The 17686-nt window shown below is 61.5% G+C and carries 19 protein-coding genes; 12 read left to right on the forward strand and 7 right to left on the reverse strand.

Going from position 1 to position 17686, the window contains the following annotated elements; genetic code table 11:
- Positions 1-358: 358 nt before the first annotated feature.
- Together BLL38_RS04420 and aptA are read right to left on the reverse strand one after the other, a co-directional pair.
- Positions 359-1852 carry a CoA-acylating methylmalonate-semialdehyde dehydrogenase gene (locus tag BLL38_RS04420; protein ID WP_076961444.1) on the reverse strand — a complete coding sequence of 498 codons (1494 nt, stop codon included), beginning with the start codon at positions 1850-1852 and terminating at the stop codon, positions 359-361.
- Positions 1853-1926: 74 nt separating this feature from the next.
- The gene (aptA, locus tag BLL38_RS04425; protein WP_076961445.1) at positions 1927-3276 is read right to left on the reverse strand and encodes an omega-aminotransferase AptA; all 1350 of its coding nucleotides are present in this window, start codon (positions 3274-3276) and stop codon (positions 1927-1929) included.
- A gap of 124 nt (positions 3277-3400) precedes the next feature.
- Between aptA and BLL38_RS04430 the strand changes: the two genes are divergently transcribed.
- The 6 genes from BLL38_RS04430 to BLL38_RS04455 all read left to right on the forward strand — a co-directional run bounded on the left by BLL38_RS04430 (position 3401) and on the right by BLL38_RS04455 (position 9376).
- Complete coding sequence (locus BLL38_RS04430; protein ID WP_076961446.1) at positions 3401-4321, forward strand: LysR family transcriptional regulator; 921 nt, start codon at positions 3401-3403, stop codon at positions 4319-4321.
- Positions 4322-4407: 86 nt separating this feature from the next.
- Positions 4408-5802 carry a uracil-xanthine permease family protein gene (locus BLL38_RS04435; protein ID WP_076961447.1) on the forward strand — a complete coding sequence of 465 codons (1395 nt, stop codon included), beginning with the start codon at positions 4408-4410 and terminating at the stop codon, positions 5800-5802.
- Positions 5803-5889: 87 nt separating this feature from the next.
- Positions 5890-6549: a TetR/AcrR family transcriptional regulator gene (locus tag BLL38_RS04440; RefSeq protein WP_076961448.1), complete on the forward strand. Its 660-nt coding sequence runs from the start codon at positions 5890-5892 to the stop codon at positions 6547-6549.
- A 13-nt stretch (positions 6550-6562) separates the two neighbouring features.
- Positions 6563-7144 carry an IMPACT family protein gene (locus BLL38_RS04445; protein WP_076961449.1) on the forward strand — a complete coding sequence of 194 codons (582 nt, stop codon included), beginning with the start codon at positions 6563-6565 and terminating at the stop codon, positions 7142-7144.
- A 46-nt stretch (positions 7145-7190) separates the two neighbouring features.
- A complete protein-coding gene (locus BLL38_RS04450; RefSeq protein WP_076961450.1) occupies positions 7191-7877 on the forward strand; it encodes an SDR family oxidoreductase in 687 nt (228 codons plus the stop codon).
- 143 nt (positions 7878-8020) lie between these two features.
- Positions 8021-9376 carry an 8-oxoguanine deaminase gene (locus BLL38_RS04455; protein WP_076961451.1) on the forward strand — a complete coding sequence of 452 codons (1356 nt, stop codon included), beginning with the start codon at positions 8021-8023 and terminating at the stop codon, positions 9374-9376.
- On the opposite strand, the gene BLL38_RS04460 is transcribed toward BLL38_RS04455, so the two are convergent.
- On the reverse strand, positions 9377-10465 hold the full coding sequence (locus tag BLL38_RS04460; protein WP_076961452.1) for a calcium:cation antiporter: 1089 nt from the start codon (positions 10463-10465) through the stop codon (positions 9377-9379).
- Positions 10466-10658: 193 nt separating this feature from the next.
- Between BLL38_RS04460 and BLL38_RS04465 the strand changes: the two genes are divergently transcribed.
- Positions 10659-11612, forward strand: coding sequence for an adenosine deaminase (locus BLL38_RS04465; RefSeq protein ID WP_076961453.1), 954 nt, complete (start codon positions 10659-10661; stop codon positions 11610-11612).
- A 30-nt stretch (positions 11613-11642) separates the two neighbouring features.
- Here the strand turns inward: BLL38_RS04465 and BLL38_RS04470 are convergent, their stop codons facing one another.
- Positions 11643-12341: an ArsR/SmtB family transcription factor gene (locus BLL38_RS04470; protein ID WP_076961454.1), complete on the reverse strand. Its 699-nt coding sequence runs from the start codon at positions 12339-12341 to the stop codon at positions 11643-11645.
- Positions 12342-12475: 134 nt separating this feature from the next.
- The gene (locus BLL38_RS04475) at positions 12476-13405 is read right to left on the reverse strand and encodes a LysR family transcriptional regulator (protein ID WP_076961455.1); all 930 of its coding nucleotides are present in this window, start codon (positions 13403-13405) and stop codon (positions 12476-12478) included.
- Between the two features lie 122 nt (positions 13406-13527).
- Here BLL38_RS04475 and BLL38_RS04480 point away from each other — a divergent pair, with 122 nt between their 5' ends.
- Positions 13528-14541, forward strand: coding sequence for a zinc-binding alcohol dehydrogenase family protein (locus tag BLL38_RS04480; protein WP_076961456.1), 1014 nt, complete (start codon positions 13528-13530; stop codon positions 14539-14541).
- Positions 14542-14690: 149 nt separating this feature from the next.
- Complete coding sequence (locus tag BLL38_RS04485) at positions 14691-14870, forward strand: hypothetical protein (protein WP_076961457.1); 180 nt, start codon at positions 14691-14693, stop codon at positions 14868-14870.
- A gap of 8 nt (positions 14871-14878) precedes the next feature.
- Here the strand turns inward: BLL38_RS04485 and BLL38_RS04490 are convergent, their stop codons facing one another.
- Positions 14879-16072, reverse strand: coding sequence for a multidrug effflux MFS transporter (locus tag BLL38_RS04490; RefSeq protein WP_076961458.1), 1194 nt, complete (start codon positions 16070-16072; stop codon positions 14879-14881).
- Positions 16073-16158: 86 nt separating this feature from the next.
- Positions 16159-16356: a heavy-metal-associated domain-containing protein gene (locus BLL38_RS04495; RefSeq protein WP_076961459.1), complete on the reverse strand. Its 198-nt coding sequence runs from the start codon at positions 16354-16356 to the stop codon at positions 16159-16161.
- A 146-nt stretch (positions 16357-16502) separates the two neighbouring features.
- Here BLL38_RS04495 and BLL38_RS04500 point away from each other — a divergent pair, with 146 nt between their 5' ends.
- The 3 genes from BLL38_RS04500 (at position 16503) to cueR (ending at position 17516) form a co-directional block, all read left to right on the forward strand.
- Positions 16503-16883, forward strand: a complete 381-nt coding sequence (locus tag BLL38_RS04500) for a hypothetical protein (protein ID WP_076961460.1) — start codon at positions 16503-16505, stop codon at positions 16881-16883.
- A gap of 100 nt (positions 16884-16983) precedes the next feature.
- On the forward strand, positions 16984-17118 hold the full coding sequence (locus BLL38_RS31645) for a hypothetical protein (protein WP_262387733.1): 135 nt from the start codon (positions 16984-16986) through the stop codon (positions 17116-17118).
- Positions 17115-17516: a Cu(I)-responsive transcriptional regulator gene (gene cueR / locus BLL38_RS04505; protein ID WP_076961461.1), complete on the forward strand. Its 402-nt coding sequence runs from the start codon at positions 17115-17117 to the stop codon at positions 17514-17516. The genes BLL38_RS31645 and cueR overlap by 4 nt, the downstream gene beginning before the upstream one ends.
- Positions 17517-17686 lie beyond the last annotated feature (170 nt).

Consider the following 17686-nt stretch of genomic DNA (forward strand, 5'->3'; position numbering starts at 1 on the left):
CACTTGCGCCTCCGATCTCTCGTTAGCGGGAGGCGAATTCTACAGCGTTACACGCTGCTGTCAACACCTCTTTTTCTCCGCTTTCGACCGAGAGGATCGAAACGTTAATAGAGCCAAACAACATTGCTCTACTAACTCCTTCTGGGCTTCGATGGACTGAAGCAACTCGCTGTCGAATTCTGCATAACTCTTTGTTTACCAAGGAGTTTTCCGTTTCGACTGCGCCGGAAGTGGGGCGAATTATAGACTTCCAGAATCTGCCGTCAACCCCTATTTTCACAAATCTGTCATATCGGTCAAAAAAGCCCCGAAAACGCGAAAGCCGGCCCCCAGGGGCCGGCTTTCTATTCATGCAACCTTACAAACTAGGGAACGCGAACTGCGAGGCTTCATGGCTGGCACGCTGCGGCCAGCGCTGGGTGATCGCCTTGCGACGAGTATAGAAACGCACCCCATCCGGCCCATAGGCATGCAAGTCGCCAAACAGCGAGCGCTTCCAGCCGCCAAAGCTGTGATAAGCCACCGGCACCGGCAATGGCACGTTAACGCCCACCATGCCCACTTCAATCTCGTCACAGAACAGGCGTGCCGCTTCACCGTCACGGGTAAAAATGCAGGTGCCGTTGCCATATTCGTGATCATTGATCAGTTGCATCGCCGCTTCCAGGCTGTTCACCCGGACGATGCACAGCACTGGGCCAAAGATTTCTTCTTTATAGATACGCATCTGCGGCGTCACACGATCAAACAGGCAGCCCCCGAGGAAGAAACCGTCCTCATGCCCACTAACGCTCAGGCCACGGCCATCGACCACCAACTCAGCACCCGAAGACACACCGTCTTCTATATAGCCACTGACCTTGTCCCGCGCCTGCGCAGAAACCAGCGGCCCCATGTCCAGGCCACAAGAAGTCCCCGCGCCAATCTTCAGCGCCTTGATCTGCGGCACCAGCTTGGCAATCAATGCATCCGCCACCTGGTCGCCCACACACACTGCCACCGAGATCGCCATGCAACGCTCGCCGCAGGACCCGTAGGCTGCGCCCATCAAAGCACTGACGGCGTTATCCAGGTCCGCATCCGGCATCAGCACCGCATGGTTCTTGGCCCCGCCCAGCGCCTGTACACGCTTGCCGCGCTTGGTGGCTTCGGAATAGATGTACTCGGCAATCGGCGTCGATCCCACAAAACTCAAGGCCTTGACCTCAGGCGCCTCGATCAGCGCATCCACCGCGCCCTTGTCACCATGCACCACGCTCAACACACCTTTGGGCAAACCCGCGTCCTGCAGCAGTTGGGCAATCAGCAGGGTCGAGCTTGGATCGCGTTCCGATGGCTTAAGGATGAAACAGTTACCGCAGACGATGGCCAGTGGATACATCCACAGCGGCACCATGGCCGGGAAGTTGAACGGGGTGATGCCCGCCACCACGCCCAGCGGCTGGAAGTCGGACCAGGCATCGATGTTCGGGCCAACGTTACGGCTGTACTCGCCCTTGAGGATTTCCGGGGCCGAACACGCGTACTCGACGTTCTCGATCCCGCGCTTGAGCTCACCGGCAGCATCTTCCAGCGTCTTGCCATGCTCCTCGCTGATCAATTGCGAGATGCGGGCTTCGTTCTGCTCCAGCAATTGCTTGAAACGAAACATCACCTGGGCACGCTTGGCCGGTGGCGTATTGCGCCAGGCCGGGAATGCCGCCTTGGCCGAGTCGATGGCCCGTTGGATGGTTTCGCGGCTGGCCAATGGCACCTGGTGAATCACCTGGCCGGTGGACGGGTTGTAAACGTCGGCACTACGCCCGCTGTCGTTGACCATTTCGCCATTGATCAAATGCTGGATAAGGCTCATGCAAGGCTCCTGAAAAGTTGTCCACAGGCGCGACACGCGTCGCGCCAGGCTGTTGTTCTATATAGAAGGAGAAATCAGTCGATCTTGTTCAGCACTTCGCCGACTGCATCGAACAAGCGATCCAGGTCCTGCGGCTTGCTGTTGAAGGTTGGGCCGAACTGCAGGGTGTCGCCGCCAAAGCGTACATAGAACCCAGCCTTCCACAGCGCCATGCCCGCCTCGAATGGACGCACAATGGCATCCCCATCACGCGGCGCGATCTGGATCGCACCGGCCAGGCCGTAGTTACGGATGTCGATCACGTTCTTGCTGCCCTTGAGGCCATGCAGCGCACTCTCAAAGTGCGGCGCGACTTCGGCCACGCTCTGCACCAGGTTTTCCTTCTGCAACAGATCCAATGCCGCCAGCCCCGCCGCACAGGCCACAGGGTGTGCCGAGTAGGTGTAGCCGTGTGGGAATTCCACCGCGTACTCGGGCGTCGCCTGGTTCATGAACGTCTGATAGATCTCGCTGCTGGCAATCACCGCACCCATCGGGATCGCGCCGTTGGTGACTTGCTTGGCAATGCACATCAGGTCTGGGGTCACGCCGAAGCTGTCCGCACCGAACATCGAACCGGTCCGGCCAAAGCCGGTGATCACTTCGTCGAACACCAGCAGGATATTGTGCTGGTCACAAATTTCACGCAGGCGCTTGAGGTAACCCTGGGGCGGCACGAGTACGCCAGCGGAACCTGCCAGCGGCTCGACAAACACCGCCGCGATGTTCGACGCATCATGCAACTCGATCAGCTTGAGCAACTCGTCCGCCAGGGCAATACCGCCCTGCTCAGGAATACCGCGGGAGAAGGCATTGCTCGCCAGCAGGGTATGGGGCAGGTGGTCGACATCCATCATCGCCTGGCCAAAAATCTTACGGTTGCCGTTGACGCCGCCCAGGCTGGTCCCGGCGATGTTCACCCCGTGATAACCACGGGCGCGGCCGATCATCTTGGTCTTGGTCGCCTGGCCCTTTAAGCGCCAGTACGCACGCACCATCTTCACCGCCGTATCGGCGCACTCGGAGCCGGAGTCGGTGAAGAACACATGATTCAGATTGCCTGGAGTCAGGTCGGTAATCTTTTCTGCCAACTGGAAGGACAACGGATGACCGTATTGGAAGCCCGGCGAGTAGTCCAGGGTGCCCAACTGCTTGGCGACCGCTTCCTGGATTTCCTTGCGCGTGTGCCCTGCGCCGCAGGTCCACAGGCCTGACAATGAGTCATAGACCCGGCGCCCCTTGTCATCGATCAACCAACTGCCTTCGGCCCCCACGATCAGGCGCGGGTCGCGCTGGAAGTTACGGTTGGCGGTGTAAGGCATCCAGTGGGCATCCAGCTTCAATTGGCTGGCCAGGGTGGATGGGGCGTTTTCGGGCATGTTCATCAGCAAAACCTCGCAAGGCAAAAGGCAGCGTCGGGATTGAAAGCGTTGTTGCAGCTAAATTGCCACGGGGATAAAGTCTGGGAAATCCAACTCTTCTAACCTTCAGTCAGGTCTTTACTAAACTATGAGCAGCCGCCGACCCGACCCACTGGCCCAAGTCAGCGACTTCGATATCCGCCTGTTGCGCATCTTCCGCAGTGTGGTGGAGTGCGGAGGCTTCTCGGCGGCGGAAACCGTGCTAGGCATCGGCCGCTCCGCCATCAGCCAGCAGATGAGCGACCTCGAACAACGCCTGGGCCTGCGCCTGTGCCAACGCGGGCGCGCCGGCTTCTCCCTGACGGAGGAAGGCCGCGAGGTCTACCAATCGGCACTGCAACTATTAAGTGCCCTGGAAAGCTTCCGCACCGAGGTCAACGGCCTGCACCAACACCTACGTGGCGAACTGACCATCGGCCTGACCGATAACCTGGTGACCCTGCCCCATATGCGCATCACCCATGCCCTGGCGCAGTTGAAAGAACGTGGCCCCGACGTGCAGATCCAGATCCGCATGATCGCCCCCAACGAAGTGGAGCAAGGCGTGCTCGACGGGCGCCTGCATGTCGGCGTGGTGCCCCAGGCCAGCGCGCTGTCGGGCCTGGAATACCAACCCCTGTACAGCGAACGCTCGCTGCTCTACTGCGCGGTGGGCCATCCGTTGTTCTACGCCGACGACAGGCAACTGGACGACCAACGCATCAATAGCCAGGACGCCATCGCACCGACTTTCCGCCTGCCCGCCGATATCCAAGCCCACTATCAAGCGCTCAACTGCACCGCCAGCGCTTCCGACCGCGAAGGCATGGCCTTCCTGATCCTCACCGGGCGCTATATCGGCTACCTGCCCGACCACTACGCCAGCCTGTGGGTGCAACAAGGCCGACTGCGCGCGCTGAAACCGCCTACACGCTTTTACGATTTAAGCCTGGCTTCGGTCACCCGCAAGGGCCGTCGCCCCCATTTGGTGCTGGAAAGCTTTCTCGAAAGCCTGGCCGCGACCCGTTGATACGGGGCCCACAAAAAACCTGAGCAACTGGACAGCTTTTTGCAAGGCACAGGGACCATGAACCGTCAGCCCTGAGTCCCCATGCCATGCCACCAGAATCCTCCAGTGCCAGCGACCTGATCTACGGCCTCAACGACCGCCCCAAACCATTGCCCGCGTTGCTCGCGGCCCTGCAACATGTGCTCGCCAGCTTCGTCGGCATCATTACCCCACCGTTGATCATTGGCTCGACCCTTGGCCTGGCCGCCCACCTGCCCTACCTGATCAGCATGGCGTTGATGGTTTCCGGTGTCGGCACCTTCATCCAGGCCCGTAGACCATTTGGAATTGGCGCAGGGATGATCTGCCTGCAAGGCACCAGCTTTGCCTTTCTCGGCGCGGTGTTGTCGGCGGGTTTCCTGGTCAAGCAGCGCGGCGGCAGCCCGGAAGATATCCTGGCGATGATCTTTGGCGTGTGCTTTTTCGGCGCGCTGGTGCAGATCGTGTTGAGCCGTTTTATCGGCCAGTTGCGCCGGGTCATCACGCCGCTGGTAACCGGGATTGTGATTACCCTGATTGGCATCAGCCTGATCAAGGTGGGCATCACCGACCTGGGCGGTGGCTTCAATGCGCCGGACTTTGGCGCACCGACCAACCTGGCCCTGGGCCTGTTCGTGGTGCTGACGATTATCCTGCTCAACCGCTCGAACACGCCGTGGGTACGCCTGAGCGCGATCATCATCGGCCTGCTGCTGGGCAGCGTCGCCGCCTGGTTCAGCGGCAAGCTGGTGCCCCAGCCCTTGCCCGACCTGCCCTTGATCAGCCTACCGACGCCGTTCCATTTTGGCTTCAACTTCGACTGGAGCGCTTTCCTGCCGGTGGCGCTGATTTATCTGATCAGCAGCATCGAAACCGTGGGCGACCTCACCGCCAACTGCATGATCGCCCGCCAGCCCATCAACGGCCCTTCTTATATAAGCCGGCTCAAGGGCGGCGTGCTCGGGGATGGCGTCAGTTGCATGATCGCCGCCACCTTCAGTGCCTTCCCCAACACCACCTTTGCCCAGAACAACGGCGTGATCCAGTTGACCGGCGTCGCCAGCCGCCATGTGGGCCTGTACATCGGCGTGGTGCTGTTTGGCCTCGGGTTGTTTCCACTGCTTGGCGCGGTATTGCAGCAGATCCCCAAGCCAGTGCTTGGCGGCGCGACCCTGGTGATGTTCGGCAGTGTCGCCGCCGCCGGCGTGCGCATCCTGGCGCAGGCCCCGCTGGACCGACGCAGCATGCTGATCATCGCCACCTCGTTTGGGGTTGGCCTGGGCATCGCCGCGCAACCGAACCTGTTGCACCTGATGCCAACCCTGGTGCAAAACCTGTTCGATTCGGCTATCACCAGCGGAGGCCTGACGGCGATTGTGTTGTGCCTAATCCTGCCGGAATCCAAGGCAGTAACGCCTGCCGCAAATCCAGCCCTGGAAAGCGACACGCTGGAACCGCTTTGACGCTTTTATCGTATCGGGACTTGTCTGGGGCTTGAGGGTGGGTTATCTGTGCAGCAATCGCATTCATCGATCTGCACGGAAACCTCCATGAGCCTCGAAGTTCCTGCCCACAACAGCCACGCTGGAAAACCCGCCAGCCGCATTCGACAAAAGAACGAACAAGCGATCATCCAGGCCGCTGAAGACGAATTCGCCCGGCATGGCTACAAAGGCACCAGCATGAACACCATCGCCGCGAGCGCCGGGCTGCCGAAGGCCAACCTGCATTATTACTTCACCAATAAGCTGGGGCTGTATATCGCGGTACTGAGCAATATCCTCGAACTGTGGGACAGCACCTTCAACACCCTGACCGCCGAGGATGATCCCGCCGAGGCACTGACCCGCTATATCCGCACCAAGATGGAATACTCGCGACGCCAGCCGCAGGCCTCGCGGATCTTTGCCATGGAGATCATCAGCGGCGGCGAATGCCTTAGCGAATATTTCAGCCAGGACTACCGCACCTGGTTCAGCGGCCGGGCCGCGGTATTCCAGGCCTGGATCGATAGCGGCAAGATGGACCCCGTCGATCCGGTACACTTGATCTTCCTGCTGTGGGGCAGCACCCAGCATTACGCTGACTTTGCCACCCAGATCTGCCGCGTGACCGGTCGCACCAAGCTGACCAAACAGGACATGGAAGACGCCGGCAACAACCTTATCCACATTATTCTCAAAGGCTGTGGCATCAAGCCGGCCCTCTGAACGAAGCGACCCGATGCCTTTCACCCTTACGGGCTTTTGCGAATTTCGCGAAGAAATCCGCAAAAGCCGCTTCATCACCTACGCCGCGCCGATTACCAGCCCGCAAGACGCCCAGGGGTTTATCGAGCAGCACAGCGACCTCAACGCCACGCACAACTGCTGGGCCTGGAAACTCGGCGGGCAATACCGCAGCAACGACGACGGCGAACCCGGTGGCACGGCCGGGCGGCCGATCCTGGCCGCCATCGAGGCCCAGGGCTTCGATCAGGTCGTGGTGCTGGTGGTCCGCTGGTATGGCGGTATCCAACTGGGCACCGGTGGCCTGGCCCGGGCGTATGGCGGTGGCGCGAATAAATGCCTGCAAAATGCCGAGCGGGTCGAACTGATCAGCCGTGTGCCCTTGAGCTGCGCCTGTGGCTTCGCCGAGCTGCCCCTGGTCAAGCTGCGTGTCGCCGAACTGGGCGGCCTGGTGCTGGAAGAAACCTTCACCGCCAATGGCGTGGAGTTGCAACTGGCACTCGGCAAGGCCCATATCGACACCCTGCAAACGCAGTTAGCCGACCTGAGCCGCGGACGAATCCTGCTACAACGCTGAACCTGATAAGGTTGTTCACTGAACCTCGACGCCAAAGGAAGCCCTTATGTCTACGCCAAAAACCGCATTGATCATCGGCGCCTCACGCGGGCTGGGCCTTGGTCTGGTCAAGCAGTTGCTGGCTGACGGCTGGCAAGTCACCGCCACCGTGCGCAACCCGCAAAAAGCCGACGCCCTCCAAGCCCTGGGCCCGGTCCAGATCGAGCAACTGGATATGGACGACCAACAGGCCGTCATCGCCTTGAACCAGCGCCTGAAAACCCAGACCTTCGACCTGCTGTTCGTCAACGCCGGCGTCAAGGGCCCAGCCAACCAGGCCCCGGGCCATGCCACCCTGGCCGAAGTCGGCCAGCTGTTTTTCACCAATGCCGTAGCGCCGATCAACCTGGCCCAGCGCTTTGCCCCGCAGATCCGCCAGGGCAGTGGCGTGCTGGCGTTCATGAGCTCGGTGCTGGGCAGCGTGACCATGCCCGATGCGCCAGAACTTGCGCTGTACAAGGCCAGCAAGGCCGCGCTGAACTCCATGACCAACAGCTTCGTGACGCAACTGGGCGAGCAGAAACTGACGGTGTTGTCGCTGCATCCGGGCTGGGTCAAGACCGATATGGGCGGCGAAGGGGCCGACCTGGATGTGGAGACCAGCGTGCGCGGCCTGATCGCGCAAGTGAACGCCTACACCGGCAAGGGCGGCCATCACTTCGTCAACTACAAGGGCCAGACCATTCCCTGGTAAGCCGGTGGCAGATAAGCGGTGGATAGACCCCACCGCCCACTCCACGTAGACTTCCCTCCTCGCTCTTACCGGCGACCCTGGATCAGCAGACAGGGCAACACTGAGCTGGCAAACCTGAACCCATCATTCAGAGGAGCCGGCCAATGCCTGCGACCCGTATCTGGTTAAAAAACCCTCTCGCGATTTTCACCGCCAATGCCCTCGATGCCCGTGGCGGCCTGGTGCTGCAAGACGGCGTGATCGTCGAAGTGCTCGCCCTCGGCCAACAACCGAGCTTGGCCTGCGAACACACCTTCGACGCCCGCGAACATGTGATCCTGCCCGGCCTGATCAACACCCACCATCACTTCTACCAAACCCTGACCCGCGCCTGGGCGCCGGTGGTCAACCAGCCGTTGTTCCCCTGGCTGAAAACCCTGTACCCGGTGTGGGCGCGCCTGACCCCGGAAAAACTGGCCCTGGCCAGCAAAGTCGCGCTTGCCGAGCTGCTGCTCTCGGGCTGCACCACCGCAGCCGACCACCACTACCTGTTTCCCGATGGCCTGGAACAGGCGATCGACGTGCAAGTCGACAGCGTGCGCGAGCTGGGCATGCGCGCCATGCTCACCCGCGGTTCGATGAGCCTGGGCGAAGCCGACGGCGGCCTGCCACCGCAACAAACGGTGCAACAGGGCGAAGTGATCCTTGAAGACAGCCAGCGCCTGATCAAGCGCTACCACGAGCGCGGCGACGGCGCGCAAATCCAGATTGCCCTGGCGCCCTGCTCGCCGTTTTCGGTCACCCCCCAAATCATGAGCGCCAGCGCCGAACTGGCCAACCAGCTCGACGTGCGCCTGCACACCCACCTGGCCGAAACCCTCGATGAAGAAGACTTCTGCCTGCAACGCTTCGGCCTGCGTACCGTGGACTACCTCGACAGCGTCGGCTGGCTCGGCCCCCGCACCTGGCTGGCCCACGGCATCCACTTCAACCCCGATGAGATCGCCCGTCTGGGCGCGGCCGGCACCGGTATCTGCCATTGCCCAAGCTCCAACATGCGCCTGGCCTCCGGCATCTGCCCGACCCTGGACCTGATCGCCGCCGGCGCGCCGATTGGCCTGGGCGTGGACGGTTCGGCCTCCAACGATGCCTCCAATATGATCCTGGAAGCCCGCCAGGCCCTGTACATCCAGCGCCTGCGCTACGGGGCGGAAAAAATCACCCCTGAAGGCGTGCTGGGCTGGGCGACCAAAGGCTCTGCGCAACTGCTCGGCCGTAGCGACATCGGCGAGTTGGCCGTGGGCAAACAAGCTGACCTGGCGTTGTTCAAGCTCGATGAGCTGCGCTTCTCCGGCAGCCACGATCCGATTTCGGCGCTGCTGTTGTGCGGCGCCGACCGCGCGGACCGGGTGATGATAGGCGGCAAGTGGCGGGTGATCGACGGGCAAATCGAGGGCATGGACCTCAAGGGCCTGATCGCCGACCACAGCCAGGCGGCGCGGCAGTTGATCGCCGGCTAGCTACACGCCCAACAGCGACAGCATGATAAAGGTCGCAAACAGTACAAAATGGGTCATCCCTTCGATGGCGTTGGTTTCGCCATCGTTGAGGTTGATCGCGCTGACAATCAGCGTGATAAACACCATCACCGTTTGTACCGGGGTCATCGCCATCTGAAACGGCTGGCCGGTGTACAGCGCCATGGCTTCCATCACCGGCACCGTCAGGATCACCGTCGACAACGAAGCCCCCAGCGCGATGTTGACCACCGACTGCATACGGTTGGCCAGCGCCGCGCGCAAGGCGGTCAGAATCTCGGGGGCGGCGGAAATCGCCGCCACCAGGATCGCCGTGATCACCGGCGGCGCGCCCGTGCCTTCCAGGCCCAGGTCCAGGGTCTTGGACATCACTTCGGCCAATGCGCCAATCACCACCACGCCAAATACCAGGGTGACGATGGAGAATGTCAGGCTGACCGGCGAAGCTTGTTCGGCCGGCAACGGCTTGCGGCGTTTTTCCGGGTAGCTGTAGCTGAAAAAGTAACTGTGTGGCCCCACCTGCATGCGCAGGAACAAGGCATACAACACCACCATCGCGCCGATGGTGAAGGCCGAGTAGATTTTCCAGTCGGCCTCGGGGATAAATTCCGGCACCACCATGGACACGCCCATGGCGGTGAGGATCATCACGCTGTAGGTCCGCGCCGAATCATCATTGTAGGACTGTTCCCCATGCTTGATCCCGCCCATCAGCGCGGCCAGGCCGAGGATGCCGTTGATATCCAGCATCACCGCCGAGTAGATCGTGTCACGCACCAGGGTCGGCGAGGCCTCGTTGCCCATCATGATCGCCAGGATCACCACTTCCACCAACACCGCCGCCAGGGTCAGGATCATGGTGCCGTAGGGGTCGCCGACCTTTTCGGCGAGCAGTTCGGCGTGGTGGGCCACGCGCATCGACGCCATGACGATAAAGCCGATCAGCACCAGGCCACCGATAAGTGCCGTGGCCTGCCCACTGTGCAGCAGCCAGTGCTCCAGCGGGTAGGCGGCGATGGCTGCGATCAGTGCCAGCCACAGGAAGGTTTCTTGCTTGAGGGATGTGAGCATTGCAGGCCTTTCGAGCGGCGAAGCCATCATGGATGGGGTACAGACTGCGGCATCTTGCTAACGTTTCGTTACATCTTAGTTTATTCACCCAATGCCGCAGGCACGAACAATGCTTTCCGCTCGGTCAGGTTTTACCGATTATTTGCGCCCTGGCCTGTAGAATGCCGTCATTGCACCTGATGAGAACGCACCCATGTACGACTGGCTCAATGCCCTGCCCAAGGCCGAACTGCACCTGCACCTGGAGGGTTCGCTGGAGCCCGAGCTGCTGTTCGCCCTGGCCGAACGCAACAAAATCGCGCTGCCGTGGAACGACGTCGAAACCCTGCGCAAGGCCTACGCCTTCAATAACCTGCAGGAGTTTCTCGACCTCTACTACAAGGGCGCCGATGTACTGCGCACGTCCCAGGATTTCTACGACCTGACCTGGGCCTACCTGCTGCGTTGCCAGGCGCAGAACGTGATCCATACCGAACCCTTCTTCGACCCGCAGACCCACACCGACCGTGGTATCCCGTTTGAAGTGGTGCTCAATGGCATCGCCAGCGCACTCAAAGATGGCGAGCAGCAGCTGGGTATCACCAGCGGCCTGATCCTCAGCTTCCTACGCCACCTGAGCGAAGAAGAAGCCGAAAAAACCCTCGACCAGGCGCTACCGTTCCGTGATGCGTTTGTCGCCGTGGGCCTGGACAGCTCGGAAATGGGCCACCCACCGAGCAAGTTCCAGCGCGTATTCGATCGCGCCCGTGGCGAAGGTTTCCTGACCGTCGCCCATGCCGGCGAAGAAGGCCCGCCCGAATACATCTGGGAGGCCCTCGACCTGCTGAAGATCCAGCGCATCGACCATGGTGTGCGCGCCATCGAAGACGAGCGCCTGATGCAGCGGATCATCGACGAGCAGATCCCCCTGACCGTGTGCCCGCTGTCCAATACCAAGCTGTGCGTCTTCGATGACATGGCCCAGCACAATATCCTCGACATGCTTGAGCGTGGGGTGAAGGTCACGGTGAACTCGGATGACCCGGCGTATTTCGGTGGTTATGTCACCGAGAACTTCCACGCGCTGCACACCGCCCTGGGCATGACCCAGGACCAGGCCCGCCGCCTGGCGCAAAACAGCCTGGATGCACGCCTGGTCAAGCCCTGACCATCCCTGTAGGAGCCGGCAAGCCGGCTCCTACACAGCCGCCATCCGGGCAATTTCCAGGCGCCCGGCCTCGGTGACCTGCAGTGCGCTCGATTCGCTGATCGGTTTCAACCAGCGCGATTGCATGAACAACTGCAACAATCCCGCCCCCAACGCCCCCCCCAGGTGCGGCTGCTGCTCGCTCCAGTCAAAACAATCGCAAGCCATCGTCGAGTAACTCTGGTGGGCCAGGGCCTGGGTAAAAATGCCATGCCCGGCCAAATGGCGTGCGCCCAGGGGCGTCACATAGACCCGCTGTTCGTAGTGATCGATCCACTTCGCCAGCACCATGCGTTGATAGAGGGCCGCCGCCATTTCCCCACCCAGATGGTCATGGCAGAGTCGCGCCTGACGCAACGTCGCCGGCGCCAGCAACGCCGCTACCGGGCGGCAGGGTGCACTGCGCGCCACACTGGCCATTGTGGTACTGGCCAATGCATCGACTGCCGCGCCCACATCGGCCGCTGCCATGCGAAAGAAGCGTTTGCGCCCGCGGGCTTCAATGCGCAGTAATCCACCCGCCGCCAACCGCGCCAAATGCGCATTGGCCGATGGCGCTGACAACCCAGCCAGCATGGCCAGTTCCTCGGACGGTTTGGCCGAGCCGTCCATCAACGCCCAGATCATCGCGGTGCGCTTAGGGTCGGCCAGCAAGGTGGCGATCTGGCTGATGCAAGGTGCCTGTTCCATGTACTCACTCCCTGTTAAATCGTTGATCTGCTCCATTGCGCGCAAAAGTATAAGTGTGTAAGCAGCAGATTCCGTGGCGTCTTACAGCCAAATCAGCGACAGCACTTGCCTGAAATTTCCTGAATTCCCCGAGGTTATTGCGTAGTCCCCCGCCGTTCAGGCAACTGCGCGCCCAACTTCCCACAACGTGCCACGAGCATTTCGCGCAGGAGGTTGATCGGCTTGCTCAATTGCGCGCGATGGGCGCACAGCAGATTGAGCGGTGTGCGCTCGCCACGCAGCTCCGGCAAGAGCAACTGCAGGCGGCCGGCCAGTACTTCGGCGCTGACATCCAGCCAGGACTTATAGGCAATGCCCACCCCGGCCACGGCCCAGCGCCGCACCACATCGGCATCGTCACTGAAACGGTCGCCGCTGACCGTCAGGCTGATTTCCCGTTTGCCATCCTCAAAAGTCCAGTGATCGTGCACCCGGCTGCCGAGCATATACAGCAGGCAGTTGTGCTGGGCCAGTTCCTCCAGATGGCGCGGCTCGCCATGCCGGGCCAGGTAGCTGGGCGCCGCGCACAGCACCCGGCGATTGTCCGGCGCAACCGGCAAGGCCACCAGGCTCGAATCTTCGGGTTCGCCGTAGCGCAAGGCGATATCCACCGGCTGGCGGAACAGATCGGCGATCCGGTCGCCCAACAGCAGGCGCACGCTCAATTGCGGGTGCTCGCGCTGAAACTCGTCCAGCCACGGCAACAACAGGTTGCGTCCGAAGTCCGAAGGCGCCGACAGCTGCAGGACACCGCTGACATGATCCTGCCCACTGGCCAGCAGGCGCCGGCCTTCATCCAGTTGGCTCAAGGCGCCACGGGCGTATTGCAAGAAACCTTCGCCCTCGGCGGTCAGGCGCAGGCTACGGGTGGAACGCGCCAGCAATCGCGCGCCCAGTTGTTTTTCGATGCGTTTCAACGCCGCACTGGCCACCGCCGCCGACATATCCATGCCCCGTGCCGCGGCCGACAAACTCCCCAAGTCCGCCGCACGCACGAACAACTGCAAATCATCAAAACGCAGCATGACCACCGTCCCGGCTCATTATCAAAAATATATTGAAAGAGACTGCTCTTTTAGCGGCTTTTATCTGCAAGAGAAATAGCCAATGATCGGCTCATCCCATTCCGCACTGCCTGGAACCAGCCATGAAAGCCATCGCCTACTACGCCGCCTTGCCGATCAACGACCCCAAGTCCCTACAAGATATCCAATTGCCTGAGCCGGTCGCCGGCCCGCGCGACCTGCTGGTGGAAGTCAAAGCCATCTCGGTCAACCCGGTGGACACCAAGATCCGCCAGAACGTCACCCCGGAAAACGGCGCGGCCAAGGTACTGGGCTGGGATGTGGCCGGGGTGGTCAAGGCCGTCGGCAGCGAAGTCACGCTGTTCAAGGCCGGCGACAAGGTGTTCTACGCCGGCTCCCTGGTACGCCCGGGCGGCAACAGCGAGCTGCACACAGTGGATGAGCGCATCGTCGGCCATATGCCCAAGAGCCTGGGCTTTGCCGAAGCCGCCGCCCTGCCGCTGACCGCCATCACCGCCTGGGAACTGCTGTTCGAGCGCCTGCAAGTGCCGCAAGGCAAGACCGATCAAGGGCAAAGCCTGCTGATTGTCGGCGCGGCCGGTGGCGTAGGCTCGATCCTCACCCAACTGGCGGCGCAACTCACCGCGCTCAAGGTGATTGGCAGCGCCTCGCGCCCGCAAACCCAGGCCTGGGCCAAGGACCTGGGGGCCGATCTGGTGGTCGACCACCGCCAGCCCCTGAGCGAAGAACTCAAGCGCGTAGGCCACCCACAGGTGACCCACGTCGCCAGCCTGACCCAGACCGACCAGCACCTGGACCAGTTGGTCGAAGCCCTCGCGCCCCAGGGCAAACTGGCCTTGATCGATGACCCCAAGTCGCTGGACGTGCTCAAACTCAAGCGCAAGAGCCTGTCGCTGCACTGGGAATTTATGTACACCCGCTCGATGTTCGAGACAGCCGACATGATCGAGCAGCACAACCTGCTCAATCGGGTGGCCGAGCTGATCGACGCCGGCACCCTGAAAACCACGGTGGGCGAACACTTCGGCGTGATCAATGCGGCGAACCTGCGCCGGGCCCATGCCTTGCTGGAAAGCGGCACGGCCAAGGGCAAGATTGTGCTGGAAGGCTTCTAAGAGGCGGGCTCTGTCAGTGTCGTCCGCTATTGCTGTAGGTAACGGACGGCACCGCTAGTCAGACACTTGATCCTTGTCATATTTGTAAGCGTATTCGGGTTTATATTGGCCGCCTTTGCCACGCAATCTTTTACGTGAGGAAGTCAGCAATGAAGATCCTGATAAAAGCGTTAGCAAAATCCAAAGGCACCCAATGGCAGGTCCGCCTGGACCAGGACGCCATTACCTTCCGCAGTGAAGCCGAGGCCCGGGCCTTTGCCGACACCCTGCAAAACCGCATCCAGGCGCCCCATCGCTTTCCCCAAGGCCAGCAGCGCGCTACTGGCTGAAAACGCCGTCAGACCTGCGCTTGCAAGGCTCGCTGGCGTTGCAGGCGCTGGGTCAACATCGCCACGGCGACCGCCAACACCCCGCACACGCTGATGACAATCGCCATCGGCATGGCCGTGCCGTCGTGCAGCACGCCGACCAACGATGCCGCCCCCGCCGCCACGCTGAACTGGATGCACCCCAGCAACGCCGAAGCGCTGCCGGCCCGCGCCCCCTGCCCATTCATGGCACAGGCCGAGGTATTGGGCATGATGCAGCCCAGGCTGGCCATACAGATAAACAGCGGCACCAGCAGCGGCCACAAGGCTTCGGTCTGCAAGATACTGACCGCCAGCAACGCCAGCGCCGCCGCGAGGTAGACCCACACCGCACGGGTCAACAGAAACGCCGGGCCGCGCTTGGACAGCAGCCGCGCATTGAGCTGAGCCACCAGGATAAAACCTGCGGCATTGGTGCCGAACAGCCAGCCATAATGCTCGGCCGGCACGCCGTAGAGCTTGATAAACACGAAAGGTGAACCGGCAATGTAGGCAAACATCCCGCCAATGGCGACGCCACCGGTCACGGCATACCCCAGGTACACCCGGTCGGCCAGCAGGCGCCCGTACTGGCGCAACGCCCCAGACAATGGCTGGCGCGGCTGATGGGCCGGGAGACTCTCCGGCAAGCCGATCGCTACCGCCACACCGGCGCCGACGCTGAAGACCGTCAGCGCAAGGAAAATCGACTGCCAGCCCCACAGGCTGACCATCACCCCACCCAGCAGCGGCGCCAGGATCGGCGCCAGCCCGACCACCAGCATCAGTTGCGAAAAGACCTTGGCCGAGCCCACCGCGTCGCACTTGTCGCTGACCACGGCCCGGGAAATCACCATACCCGCACACCCGCCCAGGGCCTGGACGAAGCGCGCACCGATCAACCACTCCAGGGACGGCGCATAGGCGCAGGCCAGGGAGGCGACAGTGAACAAGGTGACACCGCTCAACAGCGGGACGCGCCGACCAAAACGATCCGCCAACGGCCCATAGATCAATTGGCCGATCGCCAGGCCCGAGAAATACACCGCCAGGGTCAACTGGATATGTTTTTCGTCGGTCCCGAACGCCACGGCCATGGCTGGGAAGCCCGGTAGGTAAAAGTCGATGGCCAGCGGCGCAAATGCGCTCAAGGCCCCCAGAATAAGGATTATGCGAAGGTTCATCAGGCATCCGGAAGAGTCGGCAGCCCGACAGTCTAGCCGCGCTTGGATGCCTTGAACATTACGTTAGCTCGCTACCTATTAAATAATCAGGCGAGCTTGGCGCTGTAGCCTTCTTCGCTGATCAGGCCGATCACTTCTTCCGGCGACAAACGACTTTCCACGCCCACTTCCTTGGCGCCCAGGTTCACATTGACACTGGCGGCCGGGTCCTTGCTTTGTACCGCCTGGGTTACGGCCCGAACGCAATGGCCGCAGGTCATTCCTTCAACGCTGAATATTTGCATGACATGACTCCTTGAATGAGGTTGCCCTCAGTTTCTTCCTTGACACGATGGCAAGGTCAAGGATTGAAAACAACGGCCGGGCTGGTATTCCAGGGCAGCGTCGGCCAAGCTGCAAGCATCCACGATTTGAAACCGGAGAATTCATCATGCGCTGGTCGTTTTTTGGCCTTGTCAGCCTGTTGAGCCTGTTCGCCGCCGTCCCCCAGGCCAGTGCGGCCGAGGACTATGCGGTGCTGATCATTTCCAGGGAGCGCCTGGAAGTCCCCACCAACTGCGAGATTGGCCTGTACGTCAATGACCGTTTGGCCGGGCGGCTGTTCCAGGAACAGGCCACCTCGTTCAACTTCCCCGAAGGCCGGGTCTCGCTGCGCCTCAAACTGCTGCCGGGCCAGGCCCCTGGCTGCCTGCCGGGCCTGTTGGCGCCCAAGGCCCAAGACATCCAGTTGAACGCCGGCGACGTGCGCAAGTTCCGCATTGCCCAAGGCGCCGACGGCATGTACCTCAAGGCCGCGAAGCTGGGCTACTGACCCGCCACCCGGGCTCATCACTGGAAGACGTAAAGGTGCTTGACCTTCCCCCAGGGTCAAGGTTGATCCTACAGGTAAGTTCACCCTGGAAGACTGCCCCATGAATGGATTCAACCTCTTTGAGCGCGGCGATCCGCGCCGGGGCCCCGCCGCCCTGCCCCGCGTGGGCGTGGCCGGCCCTGCACAGCTATTGAAAACCTGGAAACCCAAGGATCTGGAGGAGCACCGCCCATGAACATCGGCCAGGCAGCCCGGCAAAGCGGCTTGAGCGCCAAAATGATTCGCTACTACGAATCCATCAACCTGCTCAAGCCGGCCCATCGCAGCGACAGCGGCTATCGCCTGTATGGCGCCGACGACCTGCATACCCTAGGGTTTATCAAGCGCTCGCGGGACCTGGGGTTTTCCCTGGAGGAAGTCGGCAAGCTACTGGAGTTGTGGCAGGACCGGCAACGGGCCAGTGCCGACGTCAAGGCATTGGCTCGCCAGCATATCGAGGAGTTGAACCACAAGATCCGCGAGCTGGGGCAGTTGCGCGATACCTTGCAGGACCTGGTGGAGCACTGCCAGGGCGATCACCGGCCCGATTGTCCGATTCTCAAGGAGTTGGCGTCGGGCAGTTGCTGCCACTGACTGCACACAAAACCCAATGTGGGAACTGGGTTTGTGTAGGAGCTGGCTTGCCTGCGATGCAGGCACCTCGGTATATCAGTTGCACCGAGGTGATGCTATCGCGGGCAAGCCCTAATGCCAGTCAGTTAAGCCTTTTTGTAGGAGCGAGCTTGCTCGCGAAGAACTTGAGA

The sequence above is a fragment of the Pseudomonas gessardii genome, assembly GCF_001983165.1.
In the GTDB taxonomy this organism is placed as follows: Bacteria; Pseudomonadota; Gammaproteobacteria; order Pseudomonadales; family Pseudomonadaceae; genus Aquipseudomonas; species Aquipseudomonas gessardii.